The 21,322-nt window shown below is 73.1% G+C and carries 23 protein-coding genes; 14 read left to right on the top strand and 9 right to left on the bottom strand.

The window, feature by feature from the left end; all coding sequences use genetic code 11:
• Positions 1-73 precede the first annotated feature (73 nt).
• Complete coding sequence (gene dapE, locus ACIQ8B_RS06765; protein WP_290011059.1) at positions 74-1,153, top strand: succinyl-diaminopimelate desuccinylase; 1,080 nt, start codon at positions 74-76, stop codon at positions 1,151-1,153.
• Between the two features lie 120 nt (positions 1,154-1,273).
• Complete coding sequence (locus ACIQ8B_RS06760) at positions 1,274-2,032, top strand: TIGR00730 family Rossman fold protein (RefSeq protein ID WP_106412599.1); 759 nt, start codon at positions 1,274-1,276, stop codon at positions 2,030-2,032.
• Between the two features lie 66 nt (positions 2,033-2,098).
• On the opposite strand, the gene folP is transcribed toward ACIQ8B_RS06760, so the two are convergent.
• On the bottom strand, positions 2,099-2,959 hold the full coding sequence (gene folP, locus ACIQ8B_RS06755) for a dihydropteroate synthase (RefSeq protein WP_403545779.1): 861 nt from the start codon (positions 2,957-2,959) through the stop codon (positions 2,099-2,101).
• A gap of 132 nt (positions 2,960-3,091) precedes the next feature.
• On the opposite strand from folP, the gene ACIQ8B_RS06750 reads away from it, so the two are divergent.
• Together ACIQ8B_RS06750 and ACIQ8B_RS06745 are read left to right on the top strand one after the other, a co-directional pair.
• Positions 3,092-3,454, top strand: coding sequence for a DivIVA domain-containing protein (locus tag ACIQ8B_RS06750; protein WP_106416254.1), 363 nt, complete (start codon positions 3,092-3,094; stop codon positions 3,452-3,454).
• Positions 3,451-4,104 (top strand): DNA-3-methyladenine glycosylase I, encoded by a 654-nt coding sequence (locus ACIQ8B_RS06745; RefSeq protein ID WP_403545777.1) that lies wholly within the window; start codon positions 3,451-3,453, stop codon positions 4,102-4,104. The genes ACIQ8B_RS06750 and ACIQ8B_RS06745 overlap by 4 nt, the downstream gene beginning before the upstream one ends.
• A gap of 8 nt (positions 4,105-4,112) precedes the next feature.
• Here ACIQ8B_RS06745 and ACIQ8B_RS06740 read toward each other — a convergent pair whose 3' ends face one another.
• Entirely contained in the window at positions 4,113-4,916 is an 804-nt protein-coding gene (locus ACIQ8B_RS06740) for an enoyl-CoA hydratase/isomerase family protein (RefSeq protein WP_403545775.1), read from the bottom strand.
• 380 nt (positions 4,917-5,296) lie between these two features.
• Here ACIQ8B_RS06740 and ACIQ8B_RS06735 point away from each other — a divergent pair, with 380 nt between their 5' ends.
• Positions 5,297-5,464, top strand: a complete 168-nt coding sequence (locus ACIQ8B_RS06735) for a DUF3117 domain-containing protein (protein WP_003966491.1) — start codon at positions 5,297-5,299, stop codon at positions 5,462-5,464.
• A gap of 115 nt (positions 5,465-5,579) precedes the next feature.
• Here ACIQ8B_RS06735 and ACIQ8B_RS06730 read toward each other — a convergent pair whose 3' ends face one another.
• Positions 5,580-6,278: an O-methyltransferase gene (locus tag ACIQ8B_RS06730; RefSeq protein WP_290011062.1), complete on the bottom strand. Its 699-nt coding sequence runs from the start codon at positions 6,276-6,278 to the stop codon at positions 5,580-5,582.
• A gap of 276 nt (positions 6,279-6,554) precedes the next feature.
• Here ACIQ8B_RS06730 and sigE point away from each other — a divergent pair, with 276 nt between their 5' ends.
• The 5 genes from sigE (at position 6,555) to ACIQ8B_RS06705 (ending at position 11,439) form a co-directional block, all read left to right on the top strand.
• Complete coding sequence (sigE, locus tag ACIQ8B_RS06725) at positions 6,555-7,214, top strand: RNA polymerase sigma factor SigE (protein ID WP_106412595.1); 660 nt, start codon at positions 6,555-6,557, stop codon at positions 7,212-7,214.
• Positions 7,211-8,086 carry an anti-sigma factor family protein gene (locus ACIQ8B_RS06720; RefSeq protein ID WP_403545772.1) on the top strand — a complete coding sequence of 292 codons (876 nt, stop codon included), beginning with the start codon at positions 7,211-7,213 and terminating at the stop codon, positions 8,084-8,086. Before sigE ends, ACIQ8B_RS06720 begins: the two co-directional genes overlap by 4 nt.
• Positions 8,087-8,236: 150 nt before the next feature.
• A complete protein-coding gene (locus ACIQ8B_RS06715) occupies positions 8,237-9,958 on the top strand; it encodes a trypsin-like peptidase domain-containing protein (RefSeq protein ID WP_403545770.1) in 1,722 nt (573 codons plus the stop codon).
• A 148-nt stretch (positions 9,959-10,106) separates the two neighbouring features.
• Positions 10,107-10,541 carry a sec-independent translocase gene (locus ACIQ8B_RS06710; protein WP_290011054.1) on the top strand — a complete coding sequence of 145 codons (435 nt, stop codon included), beginning with the start codon at positions 10,107-10,109 and terminating at the stop codon, positions 10,539-10,541.
• A 223-nt stretch (positions 10,542-10,764) separates the two neighbouring features.
• Positions 10,765-11,439, top strand: a complete 675-nt coding sequence (locus ACIQ8B_RS06705; protein WP_290011053.1) for a hypothetical protein — start codon at positions 10,765-10,767, stop codon at positions 11,437-11,439.
• Positions 11,440-11,517: 78 nt separating this feature from the next.
• Here ACIQ8B_RS06705 and ACIQ8B_RS06700 read toward each other — a convergent pair whose 3' ends face one another.
• From ACIQ8B_RS06700 to ACIQ8B_RS06690, 3 genes are read right to left on the bottom strand one after another with little or no spacing between them, the layout of a single operon-like run.
• Entirely contained in the window at positions 11,518-12,651 is a 1,134-nt protein-coding gene (locus ACIQ8B_RS06700) for an Mrp/NBP35 family ATP-binding protein (protein WP_106412590.1), read from the bottom strand.
• Between the two features lie 43 nt (positions 12,652-12,694).
• On the bottom strand, positions 12,695-13,303 hold the full coding sequence (locus ACIQ8B_RS06695; protein WP_403545767.1) for a DUF1003 domain-containing protein: 609 nt from the start codon (positions 13,301-13,303) through the stop codon (positions 12,695-12,697).
• Positions 13,293-14,576: a magnesium transporter MgtE N-terminal domain-containing protein gene (locus ACIQ8B_RS06690; protein ID WP_290011051.1), complete on the bottom strand. Its 1,284-nt coding sequence runs from the start codon at positions 14,574-14,576 to the stop codon at positions 13,293-13,295. The genes ACIQ8B_RS06695 and ACIQ8B_RS06690 overlap by 11 nt, the downstream gene beginning before the upstream one ends.
• Positions 14,577-14,795: 219 nt before the next feature.
• On the opposite strand from ACIQ8B_RS06690, the gene ACIQ8B_RS06685 reads away from it, so the two are divergent.
• Complete coding sequence (locus tag ACIQ8B_RS06685) at positions 14,796-15,542, top strand: hypothetical protein (protein ID WP_403545764.1); 747 nt, start codon at positions 14,796-14,798, stop codon at positions 15,540-15,542.
• A gap of 92 nt (positions 15,543-15,634) precedes the next feature.
• Here ACIQ8B_RS06685 and ACIQ8B_RS06680 read toward each other — a convergent pair whose 3' ends face one another.
• From ACIQ8B_RS06680 to ACIQ8B_RS06670, 3 genes are all read right to left on the bottom strand, one after another.
• Entirely contained in the window at positions 15,635-15,985 is a 351-nt protein-coding gene (locus ACIQ8B_RS06680; RefSeq protein ID WP_290011049.1) for a hypothetical protein, read from the bottom strand.
• Between the two features lie 608 nt (positions 15,986-16,593).
• A complete protein-coding gene (locus ACIQ8B_RS06675; RefSeq protein WP_403545762.1) occupies positions 16,594-17,106 on the bottom strand; it encodes a hypothetical protein in 513 nt (170 codons plus the stop codon).
• Positions 17,107-17,138: 32 nt separating this feature from the next.
• Complete coding sequence (locus ACIQ8B_RS06670) at positions 17,139-18,257, bottom strand: magnesium and cobalt transport protein CorA (protein WP_106412584.1); 1,119 nt, start codon at positions 18,255-18,257, stop codon at positions 17,139-17,141.
• 529 nt (positions 18,258-18,786) lie between these two features.
• Here ACIQ8B_RS06670 and ACIQ8B_RS06665 point away from each other — a divergent pair.
• The 3 genes from ACIQ8B_RS06665 to ACIQ8B_RS06655 all read left to right on the top strand — a co-directional run bounded on the left by ACIQ8B_RS06665 (position 18,787) and on the right by ACIQ8B_RS06655 (position 21,287).
• Positions 18,787-19,371, top strand: a complete 585-nt coding sequence (locus tag ACIQ8B_RS06665) for a suppressor of fused domain protein (protein ID WP_403545760.1) — start codon at positions 18,787-18,789, stop codon at positions 19,369-19,371.
• Between the two features lie 296 nt (positions 19,372-19,667).
• A complete protein-coding gene (locus ACIQ8B_RS06660; protein WP_290011046.1) occupies positions 19,668-20,309 on the top strand; it encodes a DUF6758 family protein in 642 nt (213 codons plus the stop codon).
• Positions 20,310-20,426: 117 nt separating this feature from the next.
• On the top strand, positions 20,427-21,287 hold the full coding sequence (locus tag ACIQ8B_RS06655; protein ID WP_403545757.1) for a PHP domain-containing protein: 861 nt from the start codon (positions 20,427-20,429) through the stop codon (positions 21,285-21,287).
• Positions 21,288-21,322 lie beyond the last annotated feature (35 nt).

The following is a 21,322-nucleotide window of genomic DNA, read 5'->3' as shown; positions in this document are numbered from 1 at the left end:
GTACTGGAGAGTACGTTCGCGCGGGAGCCGGGTGTGGACAGTGGGCCGCGGGTCCCGCGCTAGGGTCGACGGCATGGCCGACACCCCGCTTGACCTCACGCTGGACGCCGCGCGCCTCACCGCGCAGCTCGTCGACTTCCCCTCCGAGAGCGGCACCGAGAAGCCGCTCGCGGACGCGATCGAGGCGGCGCTGCGCGCGCTGCCGCACCTGACGGTCGACCGGCACGGCAACAACGTCGTGGCCCGCACCCGGCTGGGCCGCCCGGAGCGGGTGATCCTCGCCGGCCACATCGACACGGTCCCGATCGCGGACAACGTCCCCTCGCGCCTCGACGAGGACGGCGTCCTGTGGGGCTGCGGCACCTGCGACATGAAGGCGGGCGTCGCCGTCCAGCTGCGCATCGCGGCCACCGTCCCCGAGCCCAACCGCGACCTCACCTTCGTCTTCTACGACAACGAGGAGGTCGCCGCCGACCTCAACGGGCTGGGGCACGTCGCCGAGGCGCACCCCGACTGGCTGGAGGGCGACTTCGCGGTACTGCTCGAACCCTCCGACGGGCAGGTCGAGGGCGGCTGCCAGGGCACCCTGCGGGTGCTGCTGAAGACCTCCGGCGAGCGCGCCCACTCCGCGCGCGGCTGGATGGGCTCCAACGCCATCCACGCCGCCGCCCCGATCCTGGAGCGCCTGGCCTCCTACGAGCCCCGGTGGCCGGTCATCGACGGCCTGGAGTACCGCGAGGGCCTCAACGCGGTCGGCATCTCCGGAGGCGTCGCCGGCAACGTCATCCCCGACGAGTGCGTCGTCACCGTGAACTTCCGCTACGCCCCCGACCGCAGCGAGGAGGAGGCCCTGGCGCACGTCAGGGAGGTCTTCGCGGACTGCGGCGTGACCGAGTTCGTGGTCGACGACCACAGCGGCGCGGCCCTGCCCGGCCTGTCCCACCCGGCCGCGGCGGCCTTCATCGAGGCGGTGGGCGGCACCCCGCAGCCCAAGTACGGCTGGACCGACGTCTCCCGCTTCTCCGCGCTCGGCGTCCCCGCCGTGAACTACGGCCCCGGCAACCCCCACCTGGCCCACAGGAGGGACGAGCGCGTCGAGACCGCCAAGATCCTCGCGGGCGAGGAACGGCTCCGGTCCTGGCTGACCGCCTGACACCCGTACGGGCGGCGTCGCGTTTGGAACGCTGACGCGTGGACATGCTGACGTCCCCCGCACGTAACCCGCGTAGATCTACGCTGAGGCGGTACGACCTGGCAATCGGAGGGAGCGCACATGGCTACGGGCAACCCTGAGGGGAAGCGGCGGCCGCCGGAGGAGAAGCGTCTGGGACCGGTCCTCCGACGGCGCGGTCAGGTGCAGTCCAGCACCACCGACCAGCGGCTGCTCGACGAGCGCGCGCCGAGCGACTGGGTGCACACCGACCCGTGGCGGGTGCTGCGCATCCAGTCGGAGTTCATCGAGGGCTTCGGCACCCTGGCCGAACTCCCGCCCGCGATCAGCGTCTTCGGCTCCGCCCGCACCCCCGCGGACTCGCCCGAGTACGAGGCCGGGGTGCGGCTCGGCCGGGGCCTGGTCGAGGCGGGCTTCGCCGTCATCACCGGCGGCGGCCCGGGCGCCATGGAGGCGGCCAACAAGGGCGCGCTGGAGGCCGACGGCGTCTCGGTCGGCCTCGGCATCGAGCTGCCCTTCGAACAGGGCCTCAACCGGTACGTCGACATCGGCCTGAACTTCCGGTACTTCTTCGTCCGGAAGATGATGTTCGTCAAGTACGCGCAGGGCTTCGTGGTCCTGCCCGGCGGCCTCGGCACGCTCGACGAGCTCTTCGAGGCGCTCACCCTGGTGCAGACCCAGAAGGTGACCCAGTTCCCCATCGTGCTGTTCGGCACGGAGTACTGGGGCGGCCTCGTCGACTGGCTCCGCAAGACGGTGATCGGCCAGGGCAAGGCGGCCGAGAAGGACCTGCTGCTGTTCCACGTCACGGACGACGTGGACGAGGCGGTGGCCCTGGTCTCCAAGGAAGCGGGCCGCTGACGCCCCAGGACCCCCAGGGGCGGGCGGGGGCGACGGCCCCGCCGCCCCGCGGCGTCCCGTCCGGCCCTACGCCAGCCCGCGCCGCGCCACCGCCGGCTCCCGGTCCCCGGCGATCGACGACACCATGTCCAGCACCTGACGCGTCTCGGCGACCTCGTGCACCCGGTACACCTGGGCGCCCAGCCACGCCGACACCGCCGTCGTCGCGAGCGTCCCCACCACCCGCTCCTTCACCGGGCGGTCCAGCGTCTCGCCGACGAAGTCCTTGTTGGACAGCGACACCAGCACCGGCCACCCGGTGGCCACCATCTCCCCGAGCCGCCGGGTCGCCTCCAGGCTGTGCCGGGTGTTCTTCCCGAAGTCGTGCCCCGGGTCGATCATCACCGACTCCCGCGGCACCCCCAGCGACACCGCCCGCTCGGCCAGCCCCACGGTCACGTCGAGGATGTCCGCCATCACGTCGTCGTACGTCACCCGGTGCGGCCGGGTCCGGGGCTGCGCCCCGCCCGCGTGGGTGCACACCAGCCCCGCGCCGTACCGCGCGGCCACCTCGGCCAGGCGCGGGTCCACCCCGCCCCACGCGTCGTTCAGCACGTCCGCGCCCGCCTCGCAGACGGCCTCGCCGACCTCGTGCCGCCAGGTGTCCACGCTGATCACCACGTCCGGGAAGCGGCGGCGCACCTCGGCCACGAAACCGACCGTCCGGCGCGCCTCCTCCTCGGCCGAGACCTCCTCGCCGGGCCCCGCCTTCACCCCTCCTACGTCGACGATCGCGGCGCCCTCGGCCACCGCCCGTTCCACGCGTGCGAGCGCCGGCTCGTCGCGGAAGGTGGCGCCCTGGTCGTAGAAGGAGTCCGGGGTCCGGTTCACGATCGCCATGATCACCCGCTCGTGCGGTGCGAATTCCCGCCTGCCCAGCCTGAGCATCCCCTGGAACCTCTCCTCGTCCGGCCGTCCGGGCCGCCTCCGTCCGCCCGGCGGCCTCGGGTGTCAGACTCGCATGACACGATCGGAGCCACACATCCGACTCCGACTCATCCGACCGTGGGGGCCCCGGCGATGGTTATGTTCCTGTTCCTGGTCGTCGCGCTGGCCGTCGTGGTGGCCGCGGTGACCCTCGCCGTGGTGGGCGGCGGCGACAACGCCCCGCTGCCCGAGGCGGAGCCGGAGCGGCTCCAGGACTCCCTGCCGCCGGACCGCCCGGTCAGCCGCGCGGACGTCGACCGCCTGCGCTTCCCCCTCGCCGCCCGCGGCTACCGCATGGCGGACGTGGACGACGCCCTCGGCCGCCTCGCCGCCGAACTCGCCGAGCGGGACGCGCGGATCGCCGACCTGGAGTCCGCGCTGGCCGGCGCCCGCGCCGCCGCGGCGCACCTGTCGGCGGACAAGCCCGCCCCGCACCCGGAGGACGATCAGCGGTGAGCGACACCGTGGGCGGGCAGCCGGCCGGTCCCGACGGCCTGCCCCGCTGCCCCTGGGCGCTGTCCGCCCCGGACTACCTCGCCTACCACGACGAGGAGTGGGGCCGCCCGGTGCACGGCGACGACGCCCTCTTCGAGCGCCTCAGCCTGGAGGCGTTCCAGTCCGGGCTGTCGTGGATCACGATCCTGCGCCGCCGCCCCGGCTTCCGCGCCGCCTTCGCCGGCTTCGAGATCGCCAGGGTCGCGGAGTTCACCGACACCGACCGCGAGCGCCTGCTCGCCGACACCGGCATCATCCGCAACCGCGCGAAGATCGACGCGACCCTCGCCAACGCACGCGTGCTGGCCCGGTGGGCGCCCGGCGACCTGGACGCCCTGATCTGGTCCCACGCCCCCGACCCGGCGGACCGCCCGGCGCCGAAGACCCTCGCCGACGTCCCCGCGGTCACACCCGGGTCGACGGCGCTGTCCAAGGCCCTGAAGAAGCGCGGCCTGCGCTTCGTCGGCCCCACCACGGCGTACGCCCTGATGCAGGCCTGCGGACTGGTGAACGACCACCTGGAGGCATGCGCGGCGAGAAGCGCCCCTCGAGGGGCGCGGGGGACTGCGCGATCGACCACGAAGAACCCGCGGTCCCCGACGGCGCCGTAGCCCCGGACTCAACGGCCCAGGTACGTCGGCTTCTCCTTGTTCACGAACGCCTGCACCGCGATCGCGTGGTCCTCCGACGAGCCCGCCCGGGTCTGCAGCTCGTCCTCCTTCTCCAGCGTCTCCTCCAGCGAGTGGCTCATCCCGTACGCCACCGACTCCTTGAGCGCCGCGTACGCCACCGTCGGACCCTGGGCCAGCGCGCGGGCCACCTTCTCGGCCTCCGCGCGCAGCTCGCCGGCCGGCACCAGCCGGTTGGCGATGCCCAGCTCGTACGCCTCCTGCGCGGAGATGTTCCGCGGGAAGAGCAGCAGGTCGGTGGCGCGGCCCGGGCCGATCACCCGCGGCAGCGTCCAGGAGATGCCGGAGTCGGCGGTCAGCGCGACACCGGCGAACGAGGTGTTGAACGCCGCCGTCTCCGCGACGATCCGGTAGTCCGCGGCCAGCGCGAACCCGAAACCGGCGCCCGCCGCCACGCCGTTCACCGCCGCCACCACCGGCTTCGGCGCGCCGGCGATGGCCTTCACGATGGGGTTGTAGTGCTCGCGCACCGTGCTCATGGTCCGCCCCGAACCGTCCTCCCGGTCGGCGGCCAGCAGCCCGATGTGCTCCTTGAGGTCCTGCCCGACGCAGAACGCCCGCTCCCCGGCCGCGGTCAGCAGCACCGCCCGTACGGCGTCGTCGTCCGCGGCGGACCGGACCGCGTCCCGGAGGGCGACCTTCGCCGCGACGTTCAGCGCGTTCATCGCCTCGGGGCGGTTCAGCGTGATCGTCGCGAGTCCGTCGCCCACCTCGTAGAGCACGGTGTCGGCCATGGTCGTATCCCTCCGTGTGCGGCTCGGGACGTACTGGTGAGTACATCCTCTTCCGGAGGACAGCATGACCCAGTTCACGAGCCCCGGCGGACGGCCTCGGTGTGACCTGCGTCAAACAATCGTGCCGGGTTTCCGGTGCCTGGAGGTCGGCGGGGGAGCGCAGTATCGCAGTCACATCGCCGAATTGAGTGGTTTTGCTCATGTGCGTTGCCCAAGCGATGCCTGCTGATGTTGGTCATCGGGTCCCGCCATGCGGGATAATGACCTGGAAGCAATGTGTTCGATGCCGGTGGCGTGTGTCCTGCTTCAAGGACCGCAGGTGCCCTTCAGTGGGCCGTCGGCTCAGACGGTTTAGCTGGGTTTCAGGAAGGGGAACGAGCATGGCGGCCATGAAGCCGCGGACGGGTGATGGCCCGCTCGAGGTGACCAAGGAGGGGCGGGGCATCGTCATGCGCGTTCCGCTCGAAGGCGGCGGTCGGCTCGTCGTCGAGCTGACCCCGGACGAGGCCGACGCGCTCGGCGACGCCCTCAAGAAGGTCGTCGGCTGACGCGCAAGCGACCATACCCTTTCAGCCGCCCCGGCGCCGCACGCGGTGCCGGGGCGGCTGTTTCGCGCATGCGTCGGGGGCAGCGGGTGTCAGCGGCACGCCGTGCGACGGTTCGTCACCGTTTCACGGCACACAGCAGCCCGTCCCCCACGGGCAGGAGCGAGGACACCAGCTCCTGGCTCTCGCGAACGGTCCGCACCAGCTCCCGCAGCCGCAGTACCTCCGTCGGCTGGGGGCCGGAGTCCACGGTGCGCCCGTTCGCGAAGACGCCTTCGAAGGCGACCAGGCCTCCAGGGCGCAGAAGGCGCAGCGATTCGGCGAGATAGTCCTGGTACTCCTGCCGGTCGCCGTCGCAGAAGACCAGGTCGTAGCCCGAGTCCGCGAGGCGCGGCAGCACGTCCAGCGCCGGGCCGGGGATGAAACGGGCCCGGTTGCCGGCGAAACCGGCCTCACGGAAGGCCTGCCGGGCCGACTGCTGGTGCTCCGGATCCTGGTCGACCGTGGTCAGCACCCCGTCCGGGCGCATGCCGTGCAGCAGATGGATCCCCGACACGCCGCAGCCGGTGCCGATCTCCGCGACCGCCTTGGCGTCCACGCTGGCGGCGAGCAACCGCAGGGCCGCGCCCGTGCCGGGCGACACCGAGCGCAGGCCTGCCTCGCGAGCCCGGTCGCGAGCCCGGTGCAGCGCCTCGTCCTCGGCGACATAGGCGTCGGCGAACGCCCAGCTCGTCTGCCGGTTGGCGGTAATGACCCTCTCCTGTCCCCATGGTTGCCTGGGCGTGACTGTATCCGTTGGCGCCGGGAACCCGCAGATGGGACCAGTCGTTCAAAGAGACAGGAGAGAGGTGCGCGCCGGGAAGGGGGGCGGGGAGTGGACGCGGACGCCGAGCAAGTGCAGACGCAGTCGTACGAGCCGTGGCAGCGCAGATCAAATTCTCGTAAAACCGCTTATCCGGAGCTAACGGGCGAGGTGGCTATGGTAGGGGCTCCACTGGACACCACCAGAGCCGACAGGGGAGGTGCGGCTGCGCCTGTGGATCGTGCAGGAGGGCTGCGGCGCTTCCTCGGGTCGGCGGGCAGGCCGAAATCCGTGAACAACACCGCTGCTGACCATGACCGCGCCGGCGACCCGGCCCAGACCGCGACCTTCTCCGGCGACGCGGACGGGCAGGCGTGGACTCCCCCCACCTGGGAGGAGATCGTCAGCACGCACAGCGGCCGGGTCTACCGGCTCGCCTACCGGCTCACGGGCAACCAGCACGACGCCGAGGACCTCACGCAGGAGGTCTTCGTCCGTGTCTTCCGCTCCCTGTCGACGTACACGCCCGGCACCTTCGAGGGCTGGCTGCACCGCATCACCACCAACCTCTTCCTGGACATGGTCCGCCGCAAGCAGCGCATCCGCTTCGACGCGCTCGGCGACGACGCGGCCGAGCGGCTGGCCAGCAAGGAGCCCACGCCGCAGCAGGTCTTCAACGACGCGCACTTCGACGCCGACGTCCAGCAGGCCCTCGACACGCTCGCCCCGGAGTTCCGCGCCGCCGTCGTGCTGTGCGACATCGAGGGGCTGTCGTACGAGGAGATCGCGGCCACCCTGGGCGTCAAGCTCGGCACCGTCCGGTCCCGCATCCACCGCGGCCGTTCCCAGCTGCGCAAGGCCCTCGCGCACCGTTCGCCCAAGGCGCGCGCGGACCGTCCCTCCTTCGTGTCGCGTGTCCCCGCACTGGGGGGAGGGGGCGCGAGCGCGTGAGCAGTTCACTGCCGAAGTCTTCCGAGGGCCGCCTCGCGGAGCATCATCTGGGAGACCGGCTCGCCGCCCTGGTGGACGGAGAGCTCGGTCATGACGCGCGTGAGCGCGTACTGGCGCACGTCGCCACCTGCGCCAAGTGCAAGACGGAGGTGGACGAGCAGCGCCGCCTGAAGAACGTCTTCGCGGCGGCCGCCCCGCCGCCGCCCTCCGATAGCCTCCTGGCGCGCCTGCAAGGGCTGCCCGCCGGGGGAGGGCTCGGCGACGGCGGGTCCCCGCTGGGCGGCTCCGCGCTGCCGGGCGGCTCCTCCGCCGGCGTCTTCGGGGCCCGGCGGAGCGAGCGCTTCGAATTCGCCTACGCGCCCGTGCGGCGCCACCAGCCCGCGGCCGCAGTGGCGGACCTCGCCGGCCGGCACCACGCCGACCGGCCGTCCTCGCGCGGTCTGCGTCTCGCGTTCGTCGCCGCAGGCGCGGTGTCGCTGGCCGCGATCGCCCTCGGCGGCGTCTCCACCGTCGCCCCCGCCGACGTGGAGACGCGCGGCCAGGGCAAGGGGAGCAACGTGACACCGATGCGCACGCAGGGCGCGGGCGCCGCCACCACGCCGGACTCCCGGCGCCGGGGTGTCGGCCCGCTGCTCGGACAGGTGGCGGGCGGCCAGAGCGTACTGGGAGCGGCTCCCGTCGTCCCCACCGGCGTCGCGGCCCCGCTGCTGCCCGGCATCCCGGCACCCCCGCACATACGGCCGCTGAACGCGACCCCGCCGCTCGGACTGGGCGCGTGGGCGGCGGCGGCCGGACTGAAGACGCCCGGCCTGGTCACCGCCGCGCCGTCACCGGTCCCCTCGCCCACGCACAGCTCGCAGGCGGCCCGCTGACCGGGCCCCTGCGCGGGCGCGCGCGAACCTGATTAGATTCCGGGTGGCGCGCCCAGGCCCTCCGCGGCCGGGCGCCGAGCCGGGCTCCACCGCACGGGCGGACCGGAGCACGGTGCCGACGATCCGTGCCGGTCCAGCCGTGGGGAGAGCATGAACGAGGGGAAGCCGGGCACACCGGGGGAGTCCGAGGGGCCCGACGGCGACTTCGAACTCCCCCGCCCGAAGCCCGTGCGGTCTCCCCGCACGGGCCCGGACGGCGACTACGAACTGGACCGGCCTCTCGACACGGCGCCCGCCCCGGCACCGGAGGGCGGGACGCCTGACGGCGCCGCGGACACCGGGTGGGGGTCCGTGCCGGCGCCGAGCGCGGAGGTCCCCGCGTCGGGTTCCACCGGCTCCGTGCCCGCGCCGGTCGCCGAGACCCCCGCACCCGGCTCCACCGGCACCGTGCCCGCCCACGGCGCCCAAGGCGTCGCCCCGCCCGCCGGCGAGCAGCCCAGGCCCCTCCACGACCCCGACCCCTACAGCACCCCGCCCTACGGGGAGCCCGGCCCCTGGGCGCCCGCGCCGCCGGTGCAGCATCCGGCGGCCACCCCCGCCCACGGCGTGCCCGTGGGCGCGGCTCCCACGGCACCGGAGACGGCCCCCGCCGCCCAGGACGCCCCCGCGGCCGACCCCTGGGCGCGGTACGACCCCTGGGCGGTCGCGGCGAGCGCCCCGCCGCAGCAGGCCGACCCCGCCGACGGGGACGCCAACCGGCGCCGGGGCCGCCGTAGGCGCACACTGATCGGCGCCGCCGTGCTCATCGCGCTCGTGTCCGGCATCGCCGGAGGCGTCGTCGGCGTCCAGTTGGAGCGGAACGGCGGCATCGGTGCCGTGGAGCTGCCGCAGGCCGGTGTGGAGGCGCCCGACCGGGACCCCGACAGCGTCGCCGGGATCGCCGCGCAGGCGCTGCCCAGCGTCGTCACCCTGCACGTCAGCGGCGGCGGCAGGGCCGGTACCGGCACCGGCTTCGTGCTGGACGACCGGGGCCACATCCTCACCAACGACCACGTCGTCGAGCCCGCCGGAGCCGACGGCGACATCACCGTCACCTTCCACAGCGGCGACACCGCCGAGGCGGCCGTCGTCGGCCGGGACAGCGGATACGACCTCGCCGTCGTACGGGTCAAGGGCGTGCGCGGGCTCACCCCGCTGCCGCTCGGCAACTCGGACAACGTGCAGGTCGGCGACCCCGTCGTCGCCATCGGCGCCCCCTTCGACCTGGCCGGCACCGTCACCTCCGGCATCATCAGCGCCCGCGAGCGGCCCATCACCGCCGGCGGCGAGAAGGGCGACGGCAGCGACGTGTCGTACGTCGACGCCCTGCAGACCGACGCGCCGATCAACCCCGGCAACTCCGGCGGCCCGCTGCTCGACGGCAAGGGCCGGGTGGTCGGCATCAACTCGGCCATCCGCTCGGCCGACGGCGGTCTGGACCCGGAGGGCGGGTCCGGCTCCATAGGGCTGGGCTTCGCCATCCCGATCAACCAGGGCAAGCGGGTCGCCGAGGAGCTGATCGAGACCGGCAAGGCCACCCACCCGGTGATCGGCATCACCCTCGACATGGACTACAGCGGCGACGGCGCCCGTGTCGCGACCGAGGGCAGCGACGGCGGACCCCCGGTCAGCACCGGCGGTCCCGGCGCCGAGGCGGGCATCCGGCCCGGCGACGTCATCACCGAGGTCGACGGCCGCCCCGTGCGCTCCGGCGAGGAACTGATCGTCAAGACCCGCGCCCACCGCCCCGGCGACCGGCTGGAGCTGACCCTGGAGCGGAACGGCGAGGAACGCACGGTGTCCCTGGTGCTCGGCTCCTCGGACGGCGACTGACGCGGACGGCGGCCGGGAGGACATCGCGGGACGCCGGGACGGTACCGGTCGTACGGGAGGTCCGGGTACCGTGGACCCGGCCCGGACCACGGAAGGCGACCGACCGGCACCGAGGGCCGAGGACCGAAGGCATCGCGAGGAGCTTCAGGTGTTCAATGACATAGGACCGCTCGAGCTGGTGACGCTCATCGTCCTCGCCGTGCTCATCTTCGGTCCGGAGAAGCTCCCCAAGGTCATCCAGGACGTGAGCCGCACGATCCGCAAGATCCGGGACTTCTCGGAGAGCGCCAAGCAGGACATCCGGCAGGAACTGGGCCCGGAGTTCAAGGACTTCGAGTTCGAGGACCTCAACCCCAAGACGTACATCCGCAAGCAGCTGGACAACGACGACCTGGGGCTGAAGGAGATCCGCAACGGCTTCGACCTGAAGAAGGAGATGGCCGAGGTCGCGGATGCCGTCCACGGGCGCGACGCCGACCCGTCCCCCTCGCCCGCCCCCTCCGGCGGACGTGTGGACATGACGAAGAAGCCCGAGAGGCCGGCGGCCGACGACCGCCCGCCCTTCGACATGGACGCCACCTGACCGGTCCCGTGGGCGTGCGCCCGCGCATACGTGACGCGTTTCATACTCCACCCGGGCTGCGGACGGCCCGATCGGGGCCTCCGAACGCCCTACGCGCCGGGCGGTTTCCCTGCCCGTGGCGGCAGGGTGGTTATGCTGCCGAGTTGTTGTGCGGAACGGACGAGTACGCCCGAAAGGGGGGCGGGCCGCCCGGTCCGACGAGAGCGAGGAGGCGTCCGGGCACATGGAGACGACGAGTTCGGCAGTCGCACAGGCGCCGGCCGCGGAGGACGGACAACCAGTCCCCTCCGCCCGGCGTACGGTCGACGGCTACCTGCGTGCGCCCTTCCCGTGGTACGGCCTCGACGAGGCCTTCACGGGGGCGCGCTGGCTGATGCAGGTCGGCCTGTCGGCCGACGGGGCCGTGGAGCACGGATCGGTCGGACACGGCGACGAGCCGTCCGTCCGCAGCGAGTTCGCGGCCGGGGGCGACCAGGACGCCAAGGAGAAGTTCGCGGTCGTGGTGACCGTGGCCGCCAACCCGGTCCGTCGCAGCGCCGACGGCACGGGCCTGCTGGAGGCCACCTCGGTCTCCTCCGCCGCCTGGCTCGCCGGCGTGGGGCTGCTGTCCTTCACCTGGCCCGGCCAGATGGACCACTCCCTGCGCGACGACTGGCTGGAGCAGCAGACGGAGACCGCCTGGGTGCTCGCCGACGACCTGGAGGGCGAGGACTGGTCGACGCTGTCCCTGCCGGTGGACGGCGTGCCGACGCCGTTCCACTACCGGGAGTCCGAGTACGGCTGGGTGCTCGCCGGTTCCACCCGGACCGGCGTCCACATCGGCGCGTACGGCCGGGGAATGAGCGCGTACGGGCTGGGCTTCGCCGTGGTGGAGGACATCGCCGCGTACGAGGGCTGAGCGCGTCCGCACAGCCGCTCGAGAACGCCGGAGGGCGCCGTCCGCAGCGGACGGCGCCCTCCGGCGTGTGCACGGGTCTCAGAACTTGTTGCGCGGGGTGATCCCCAGGGACATGCCCGACAGGCCGCGCTGCCGGCCGCCCAGCTTGCCCGCGATGGAACGCAGCGCCGAGCCCGCCGGGGAGTCCGGGTCGGACAGCACCACCGGCTTGCCCTCGTCGCCGCCCTCGCGCAGCCGCACGTCGATCGGGATGGCGCCCAGCACCGGGACGTTCGCGCCGGTGGTGCGGGTCAGGCCGTCGGCGACGGTCTGGCCGCCGCCGGTGCCGAACACGTCGACCATCTCGCCGCAGTGCGGGCAGGGCAGCCCCGACATGTTCTCGACCACGCCGACGATCTTCTGGTGCGTCTGCACGGCGATGGAACCCGCGCGCTCGGCCACCTCGGCCGCGGCCTGCTGCGGGGTCGTGACGACCAGGATCTCCGCGTTCGGCACGAGCTGCGCGACCGAGATCGCGATGTCGCCGGTGCCGGGCGGCAGGTCGAGCAGCAGCACGTCCAGGTCGCCCCAGTACACGTCCGCCAGGAACTGCTGGAGCGCGCGGTGCAGCATCGGGCCGCGCCACACCACGGGTGCGTTGCCCGGGGTGAACATGCCGATGGAGATGACCTTCACGCCGTGCGCCGACGGCGGCATGATCATGTTCTCGACCTGGGTGGGACGCCCGTCGGCGCCCAGCATGCGCGGCACCGAGTGGCCGTAGATGTCGGCGTCCACGACACCGACCTTCAGGCCGTCGGCCGCCATCGCCGCCGCCAGGTTCACCGTCACCGAGGACTTGCCGACGCCGCCCTTGCCGGACGCCACCGCGTAGACCCGGGTGAGGCTGCCCGGCTTGGCGAAGGGCACCTCGCGCTCGGTCTGGCCGCCGCGCAGGGCGCTCGCCAGCTCCTTGCGCTGCTCGTCGCTCATGACGTCCAGCGTCACGTCGACCCGGGTCACGCCCTCGACGCGGGAGACCGCGTCCGTCACGCGCTGCGTGATGGTGTCGCGCATGGGGCAGCCGGAGACCGTCAGGTACACGGTGACCGCGACCGCACCGTCCGCACCGATCTCCACCGATTTGACCATCCCGAGCTCGGTGATGGGCCGGTTGATCTCGGGGTCGTTCACCGTCGCCAGTGCTTCGCGCACCGCGTCTTCCGTAGCCATAAGGACGATGGTACGGCTCCGGGTACACCCGCCGGTAAGGAAGTCAGCGGTCGTCTGCGTCACGTCCCGGCGGCCGTTCCGCCCGCATCGCCGGGTGCGGGCCGTGCTGCTCCTTGTGGCCGTTCTGCCGGATCTCCAGCTCCTTGACCAGGTCCTGCAGCTCCGAGCGGATCCAGTCCCGGGTGGCCACCTCGCCGAGCCCGATGCGCAGCGCGGCGACCTCACGGGTCAGGTACTCGGTGTCGGCGATCGACCGCTCGTTCTGCTTGCGGTCCTGCTCCAGGTTGACCCGGTCGCGGTCGTCCTGCCGGTTCTGCGCGAGCAGGATCAGCGGGGCCGCGTAGGAGGCTTGGAGGGACAGCACCAGGGTCAGGAAGATGAACGGGTACTCGTCGAACCGCAGCTCCTTCGGCGCGGAGACGTTCCACAGCACCCACAGGATGATGACGACCGTCATCCAGACGATGAACCGCCCGGTGCCCAGGAAGCGGGCGATGCGCTCCGAGAGCCGTCCGAAGGCGTCCGGGTCCCACTCGGGCAGGATGCGCCGCCGAGGGGGGCGCGGCTGGTCCAGCCGGGGCGTCCGCGGCCGTCCGGCGGCCGTGGCCCCCGCCGGCAGCCGTTCGCGCGCGCCGTCGCGCTCACCCGCCATCGGGCACCTCCCCCTCCTCCAGATGGAACTCGGTCTCCCGCCAGTCGCCCGGCAGCATGTGGTCCAGCACGTCGTCCACCGTCACCGCGCCCAGCAGCGACCCCGCCTCGTCCACCACCGGGGCCGCCACCATGTCGTACGTGGCGAAGAACCCGGCGACCACGGGCAGCGACGCCTCCGGCTCCAGCGGCTGCAGGTCGTCGTCCAGCATGGAGCCGACCAGGGTGTAGGGAGGGTCGCGCAGCAGCCGCTGGAAGTGCACGGTGCCCAGGTACTTGCCCGTCGGGGTCTCCTCCGGCGGCCGGCAGACGTACACCTGCGCCGCGTGGGCCGGCGACAGGTCGGGCTCGCGGATCCGGGCGAGGGCGTCCGCGACGGTCGCGTCCGGCCGCAGGATGATCGGCTCCGTGGTCATCAGCCCGCCCGCGGTGTGCTCCTCGTACGACATCAGGCGGCGCATGTCGGCCGCGTCCGCGGGCCGCATCAGGCTCAGCAGCCGCTCCTTGTCCGCTTCCGGCAGCTCGCCCAGCAGGTCGGCCGCGTCGTCGGGGTCCATCGCCTCCAGCACGTCGGCGGCCCGCTCCTCCGCCAGCACGCCCAGGATCTCGATCTGGTCGTCCTCGGGCAGCTCCTCCAGGACGTCCGCGAGCCGGTCGTCGTCGAGGGCGGCGGCCACCTCCGCCCGCCGCTTGGGCGAGAGGTGGTGCAGCACGTTGGCGAGGTCGGCGGGGCGCAGCTGCTCGAAGGTGGCCAGCAGGTTCTCGGCGCCCTGCCCGTCCTCCTCCAGGGAGAAGCCGGTGACGGCGGACCACTCCACGGTCAGCGTCTCGCCCTTGCCGCGCCGGAACGCCCCGCCCTTCCTGCCCTTGCGCACGAAGACCCGGTCGATCTCCCACTCGCGGCGTGCCTGGAGCTGATGCACCGACAGGTCCAGGACGGTGACCTCCTCGCCGCTGTCCACCAGCGTCACCCGCCGGTCGAGCAGTTCGCCGAACACCAGCCGCTCGGTGGGCCGCTGCTCGAAGCGGCGGACGTTGAGCACCCCGGTGGTGATGACCTGGCCGGCCTGCACGGCGGTCACCCGGGTCATGGGCAGGAAGATGCGGCGCCGGGTGGAGAGTTCGACCACCAGACCGAGCAGCCGGGGCGGACGCCGGCCGGGGCGGAGGATGACGACGAGATCGCGCACGCGCCCCACCTGGTCGCCCGCCGGGTCGAAGACGGCGACACCGGAGATGTGCGAGACGAAGAACCGGGGTGCGCCCGATGCCATTCCGGCGGCTCCTTTGCGTGCGTGCGGGGTGCTTCCCTGCCGTGTGCTGCCTGGTGCGTCCGTTATCCGGATTGCCCGCTCGGGTGAGCTTCAGGCTAGCCCGTCCCGATCGGCGGTGCGTCCGTGGCCGGTCCGGACGGACTGACTCCGTCCGGCGTCACCGGCCCCGGTACTCTGCGGTACGCCGTTCAGGTCCCCCGTCAGAGAGGCAGCCCACCTGTGATTCCGATCTCCCAGGGCCGTACCCGCAGGGCCACGCTGGCCGGCGCCGTGTGCGCACTGCTCGTGGCGGGGACGGCGCTCACGGGATGCTCCGAGGATCCGAACGAGGGGACGAACGGCGTCGGCAGGCTCCCCGCCGACCAGATCCAGTCCAAGGCCCAGAAGGCCGCCGCGTCCGTGGGCACCGTGCGGCTGCACGGGACGGTGGAGACCAGCGGCCGCGCCTACACGCTCGACATGCGGCTGAAGGAGCAGGGCGGCATCGGCTCGGTCACCGCCCAGGGACAGACCTTCCGGCTGCTGCGGGTCGGCCAGGAGCTCTTCCTGAAGGCCGACGCCGCGTTCTGGGGGAAGGGCAGCGGCGGCGGGGAGAGCGACTCCAAGGCCGCGGACAAGCTCGCCGCGAAGTACGTCAAGGTGCCCAAGGACGACCCCTCGTACACCAAGTTCATCGGCTTCACCGACAAGAACGTGCTGCTCGGCGGTCTGCTGACGCTGCACGGGGAGCTCAGCACGGACGGTCACCACGAGCAGGGCGGCGTGCGCACCGTCCGGGTCACCGGCGACGACGGGGCCGGCGGCACCCTGGACGTCTCCCTCGAGGGCACGCCGTATCCGCTGCGGCTGGTGCGCGCCGGGGAGGCGGGCACCCTCACCTTCTCCGCCTGGGGCGCCGACTTCCCGCTGGAGAAGCCGTCCAAGGACGACACCCTCGACTACGGCAAGCAGCTCCCGGCCTCCTAGACCGCGTTTCCCCGCCCTGTCGACCAGGGATGAAGCGCGGCTGCTGAGCGGGCGCGCTCACCGGCCGGCCCGGCACGAGGCGGGGACGCCGGTCACCCCGACCCGAGCCCCGGCCCTCCCGCTGATCTGCGACGCTTCCGGGCCCGGGACACGGCCGCCACCATCATCGGCGGGACAATGAGCCCCGCGGCGATCAGGCGGACCAGGCCGACAGGCCAGACCTCCTCGCGACCGGCGAGGCCGAACCAGCCGAGGGCTGTGACCGTGCCCCCGAGCAGCACGAAACCGACGGACCAGCAGCGCTGTGTCCACCGTGGTCCGCCCGACGCGACATAGGGAATCTCGTCCGGCCTGCGCCACGTGTTCCAGCCGATCCACGCGATCAGCGGTCCCATCAGCAACGTGACCACGTCGCCGACCACATCGACCACGGACTCGACCACCGCGTCCCCCTCTCTGGCTTCTCCGGCCTTTCGGCCGACCGGCTCGAGGCGGTGCCCCGGCCTTCATCAGGAGCGCGGGCCCGCGCCACCATGATGATCGAGCCGCTCCTCGCGCACCCCGCCGGGCCGCGGCAGCCTCGATGGCGAGAACCTGCCGGAACCCGGCAAGCATCGGGGCCGGCCGCCGTCCGACGGCCGTGACACGGAGTGCGCATGACAGTCAAGGAGTCCTTTTCAGCGGGGCGGGGCCAGGCGAGGACGACCATCCGGATGCGGGTGGTCGTACGGCGGACGCGCGAGCATCGGCGAGGGCCGGACGACCGGATGAGCACGTGAGGCCGGACCGGTGACAGCGCCACCGCTCAGCCGGCTCGCCCGGTTCCCGAGCCCTGGACGAGCGGCGGGTCCCCCGTCGCGACGACGGACCGCCCAACCGGAACGGATCTTCGTCCGGGCGGACGCCGGCCCCGACCCGACGGCGGGACAGCCCACTTCGGTCACGCCCTTCCTGGCAGGGCAGTGACCGTCACCACCTGGAGGCGGGCGCCGCCGCTGGAGCGCTGAACGTGTTCAGGGGGACCCTCCGAGTGCCCCGGGCCGCTGCCGCGTCAGCCGCGCCGCTTACGCCGGCCCGGCCGGCGCGGCGGCCCGGCCGGCGCCGGCGTCCGGGTCGTCGCGGGGGTGGGCGGCGGGACCGCGGCGAGGTCGCCGTCGGGCAGCGCGGCCGTCGCGCCCGTCGGCTCCAGGCGCAGCACCCGGCACTCGCGGGCCCAGCGCTGCGGCATCGCCTCGCCGTCGGGGGCGTTGAGCCGCTTGCCCTTGAGGCCGTCGACGGCCGCCGTCCACTCCTCGGAGCCCGAGGCCAGTTCACGGACCGCGGCGGTCCAGGTGACCAGCCGGCCGCCCTTGTCCTTGCTGCGCACGGTCACCTCGGCCCGGACCCCGTCGGCGAGTCCCGTCAGGGGCTGTTCACCGGGGCCGTCGCCGACCACGTAGGCGGCGCCCTCGTGCCACACGTGCCACAGCGGACGGGCCGGGACGTCGGGTCCCTCGACCCAGATGAGGCCGGACTTCTTCGTGGCCTCCTCGATGAGGGCCCGGTCGAGCAGCTCGCCTGTCATGCGCCCAGCCTATCCAGGCGCGGGGGCCCGGTTCAGAGCCAGCCGTTGCGCTTCAGCATGCGGTGGATGCCGAGACAGAGGGCGACCGTGACGCCGAGGACCACCGGGTAGCCGTACTTCCAGTGGGTCTCCGGCATGTAGTCGAAGTTCATGCCGTACACCCCGCACACCATCGTCGGCACGGCGATGATCGCGGCCCACGAGGTGATCTTGCGCATGTCCTCGTTCTGCGCCACGGACGCCTGCGCGAGGTTGGCCTGGAGGATGGAGTTCAGCAGCTCGTCGAAGCCGATGACCTGCTCCTGCACCCGGGCCACGTGGTCGGCGACGTCCCGGAAGTACTTCTGGATCTCCGGGTCGATCAGACGCATCGGCCGCTCGCTGAGCAGCTGCATCGGCCGCAGCAGCGGCGCCACGGCCCGCTTGAACTCCAGCACCTCGCGCTTGAGCTGGTAGATCTCACCGGCGTCCGTGCCGCGCGGGGTGCCCTTGCGGCCGGGGGAGAAGACCTTGGTCTCGACCTCGTCGATGTCGTCCTGCAGGGCGTCGGCGACCGCGATGTAACCGTCCACCACATGGTCGGCGATGGCGTGCAGCACCGCCGAGGGGCCCTTGGCCAGCAGCTCCGGATCGTCCTGGAGGCGGTGGCGCAGGGCGCGCAGGGAGCCCTGGCCGCCGTGCCGGACGGTGATGAAGAAGTCCCGGCCGGTGAAGCACATGACCTCGCCGGTCTCCACGATCTCGCTGCTGGAGGAGACACGGTCGTGGTCGAGGTAGTGGACGGTCTTGAAGACCGTGAACAGGGAGTCGTCGTAGCGCTCCAGCTTGGGCCGCTGGTGGGCCTGGACGGCGTCCTCCACGGCCAGCGGGTGCAGCCCGAACTCGGCGGCGATTCCCGCGAATTCGGCTTCCGTGGGCTCGTGCAGGCCGATCCAGACGAAGCCCCCGTCGCGGCGCACCCGGCGCATCGCGTCCTGGGGGCCGAGCGGGCCGCCCTCGGTGTCCAGGCGGCGGCCGTCCCGGTAGACGGCGCAGTCGACGACGGCGGTGGCCGTCGCGCGCTCCCGCGTGGTCTCGTACGGGCCGCTGTCCTTGCGCAGCGAGACACGGGAGGGACGGACCACGGCGCGCAGGTCGCGGATCATCGACATGGCGGGCTCCTTCGCGAACGGGCAACGAAAGGCGCCGGGGCGACGGGTGGAACAACCCGGAATGAGGACGTCCTGGACTGCGGATGTTTGGCACGTCCACAAAGCGGGCAGCACCGCACCGTCGCGGTGGCGAGCTTCGTCGCTGACACAGCTACTGGGGCAGATCGGTCAGAACGAAACGAGTGCTCTTCCGATGAAGACGCGCGAAGCGAAAGGCGGGAGCCGAAAGGAGAACAGCTGCCTCAGCGGGCGGAAGAGCGGGTGATACTGCACGGTCGACTTCGGTCCATGCCAGCCCCACCTCCTCCGGCCGGTCCCTCGTGAGGGACGATCGTGATCCCCTGGGGGATTCCCCCGTCAACGGGGAGTGCCATACGGGCGTTCGGGCATTGAGCGGACTTCCCCAGGGCCCTGAAGGCCTGGGCGGCGCCGCTGTGGCGTGCTGCCCGAACCACCGGCCAAGCGTATCAGCCGACCGCTGTGTCAAGGCTTTGCTTTGCCCGGTACTGACGAGTTCTATGCTCGCCGCATGGCTGATGTTCTTCCTCTGGTCGAGGCCCGGCTGCGCACCGCGCTGGGCGAACCGGACGCGCGCGCGGCGGTCACCTTCCTGGGCACGGACCGCATCGAGGTGCTGCGGTTCCACGAGGGGGACATCGTGCGCTACGCGACCCTCGGCATGTCCGCGCAGCCCATGGCGGACCCCACGGCCATGATCGCGGACCCGGTCGCGGGACCCCGGGCCGAGCTGGTGCTGTCCGTGCGCGGCGGCGTCGCCGACACCGACAAGGTGCTCCGCCCGCTCGCCGTGCTCGCCGCGTCCCCGCAGGTCGAGGGGCTCGTCGTGGCGCCCGGCGCCTCGCTCGACGTGGGGGAGCCGCTGTGGCCCGGCGCCCCGTTCACCTCGGTGCTGGTCGCCGAGCCGGGCGGCCTGGTGGAGGACCTCGAACTCGACGCGCCCCTGGAGCCCGTGCGCTTCCTGCCGCTGCTGCCGATGACGCCGAACGAGGCCGCCTGGAAGCGCGTGCACGGCGCCCAGGCGCTCCAGGAGCGGTGGCTGGACCACGGCACGGACCTCAGGGACCCGTCCCGGAGGTCCGTGCCGCTGGAGTGAGGAAGCTCACCAACGCCGCTGCCGGGACGCTCGGTTGGCGAAGACGCCGACCCCGGTGGCGTGCGGGGGCCGAAAGCCCCCTCCGCCCCGGCGGTGAGCACGTCGGCCCGGTGCTTCGGCCGCGGGACGCGGGGAGGCGCCGGACGGCCGGCCGGAGAGGGGCGGGACGCGCACGCGGCAGACGGGCCACGCGTGCTCGGTGCGCGGGGCGTCCGTCTCGGTCCGTGCGCCGCCGTTCCGCCCGGTCGGGTGATCGTCCTTGACGTGGCGCCGCGGACCTAGGACCGTGGGGCCCTATGAGGGGCGAACCCAGTTGCCCGAAGTGCGGTGGCCGGGTCAGGGCTCCCGGCCTCTTCTCGGATGCCTGGCAGTGCGCTGCGCACGGCACCGTGCACCCGCTGCAGCCCGTGATACCGCCGAGCGTCGAGGCCCTCGAAGTCGTCGTGCGCCGCGCCGAGGTGCCGGTGTGGATGCCGTGGCCGCTGCCGGTGGGCTGGCTCTTCACGGGGGTGGCGTCCGCGGGCGACGACCGCAGCGGGGGCCGGGCGACGGCCGTCGCGTGCACCGGCCCCGGGCCGCTCGGCGGGATGGGCGAGCTCATCCTGGTCGCCGAGGAGCTCGGCGTCGGACTCGGCGCGCGGTACGCGGGCATCGACGGCCCGGACCCCGGGCCCTCCATGGACGTCGAGAAGCCGCCCCCGGTCAAGGTGCTGGCCGCAGGACGCCCCACCCCGCTCTGGCACGTCTCCCGCACGCCCGACGACCGCGCCGTGTTCGCGGGCGAGGCGCTCGGCCTGTGGCTGTGGGCCGTGGTGTGGCCCGAGCAGTCGGGGCTGCTGATGTACGACGAGCTGGTCCTCGCCGACCTGCGGGACGCCGGCGCCGAGGTGGAGCTGGTGCCCTGCGGCGCCCTGTCGCCGCGCCTGCTGGAGGCGTAGCCGGACGCGGCCGGTGATGTAGGGGGCGCCTGGCGGGTTCGGGTGTGACAGGGGTGGCCGAAAATCCGGTTATCCTGGAGCGTCCCCCTCCGTCCGTCACGCTTGGAGGAACGCGTCGTGCGCATCGACCTGCACACCCACTCCACCGCGTCCGACGGCACGGACACCCCGGCCGAGCTGGTCCGCAAGGCCGCCGCGGCCGGACTCGACGTCGTCGCCCTCACCGACCACGACACCACGCGCGGCCACGCCGAGGCGCTCGCGGCGCTGCCGCAGGGCCTCACCCTGGTCACCGGCGCCGAACTCTCCTGCCGCCTCGACGGCGTCAGCATGCATCTGCTGGCCTACCTGTTCGACCCCGAGGAGCCCGCCCTGCTCGCCGAGCGCGAGCTGGTCCGCGACGACCGGGTGCCGCGCGCCAAGGGCATGATCGCCAAGCTGAACGAACTGGGCGTGCCGGTCACCTGGGAGCAGGTCGCCCGGATCGCCGGCGACGGCTCGGTGGGCCGCCCGCACGTGGCCAGCGCGCTCGTCGAACTCGGCGTGGTGGCGAGCGTGAGCGACGCGTTCACCCCGGAGTGGCTGGCCGACGGCGGCCGGGCGTACATGCCGAAGCACGAGACCGACCCCTTCGAGGCCGTACGGCTGGTGAAGAACGCGGGCGGCGTCGCCGTCTTCGCGCACCCGGCCGCGGTCAAGCGGGGCCGAACCGTGCCGGAGTCCGCGATCGCGGAGCTGGCCGAGGCCGGTCTCGACGGCATCGAGGTCGACCACATGGACCACGACGCCGGCACGCGCGCGCGGCTGCGCGGCCTGGCGGGCGAGCTGGGTCTGCTGGTGACCGGATCGAGCGACTACCACGGCAGCCGGAAGACCTGCGTCCTCGGCGAGTTCACCACGGACCCCGAGATCTACGGCGAGATCACGCGGCGGGCGACCGGAGCGTTCCCGGTGCCGGGGGCCGGCGGGGCGGCCTGAGCCCCGCGGGGGCCGGCGGGTCCTGAGCCCCGCAC

This window comes from Streptomyces sp. NPDC096105 (assembly GCF_044763335.1).
Lineage (GTDB): Bacteria > Actinomycetota > Actinomycetes > Streptomycetales > Streptomycetaceae > Streptomyces.
This window is presented reverse-complemented; position numbering and strand designations above follow the sequence as displayed.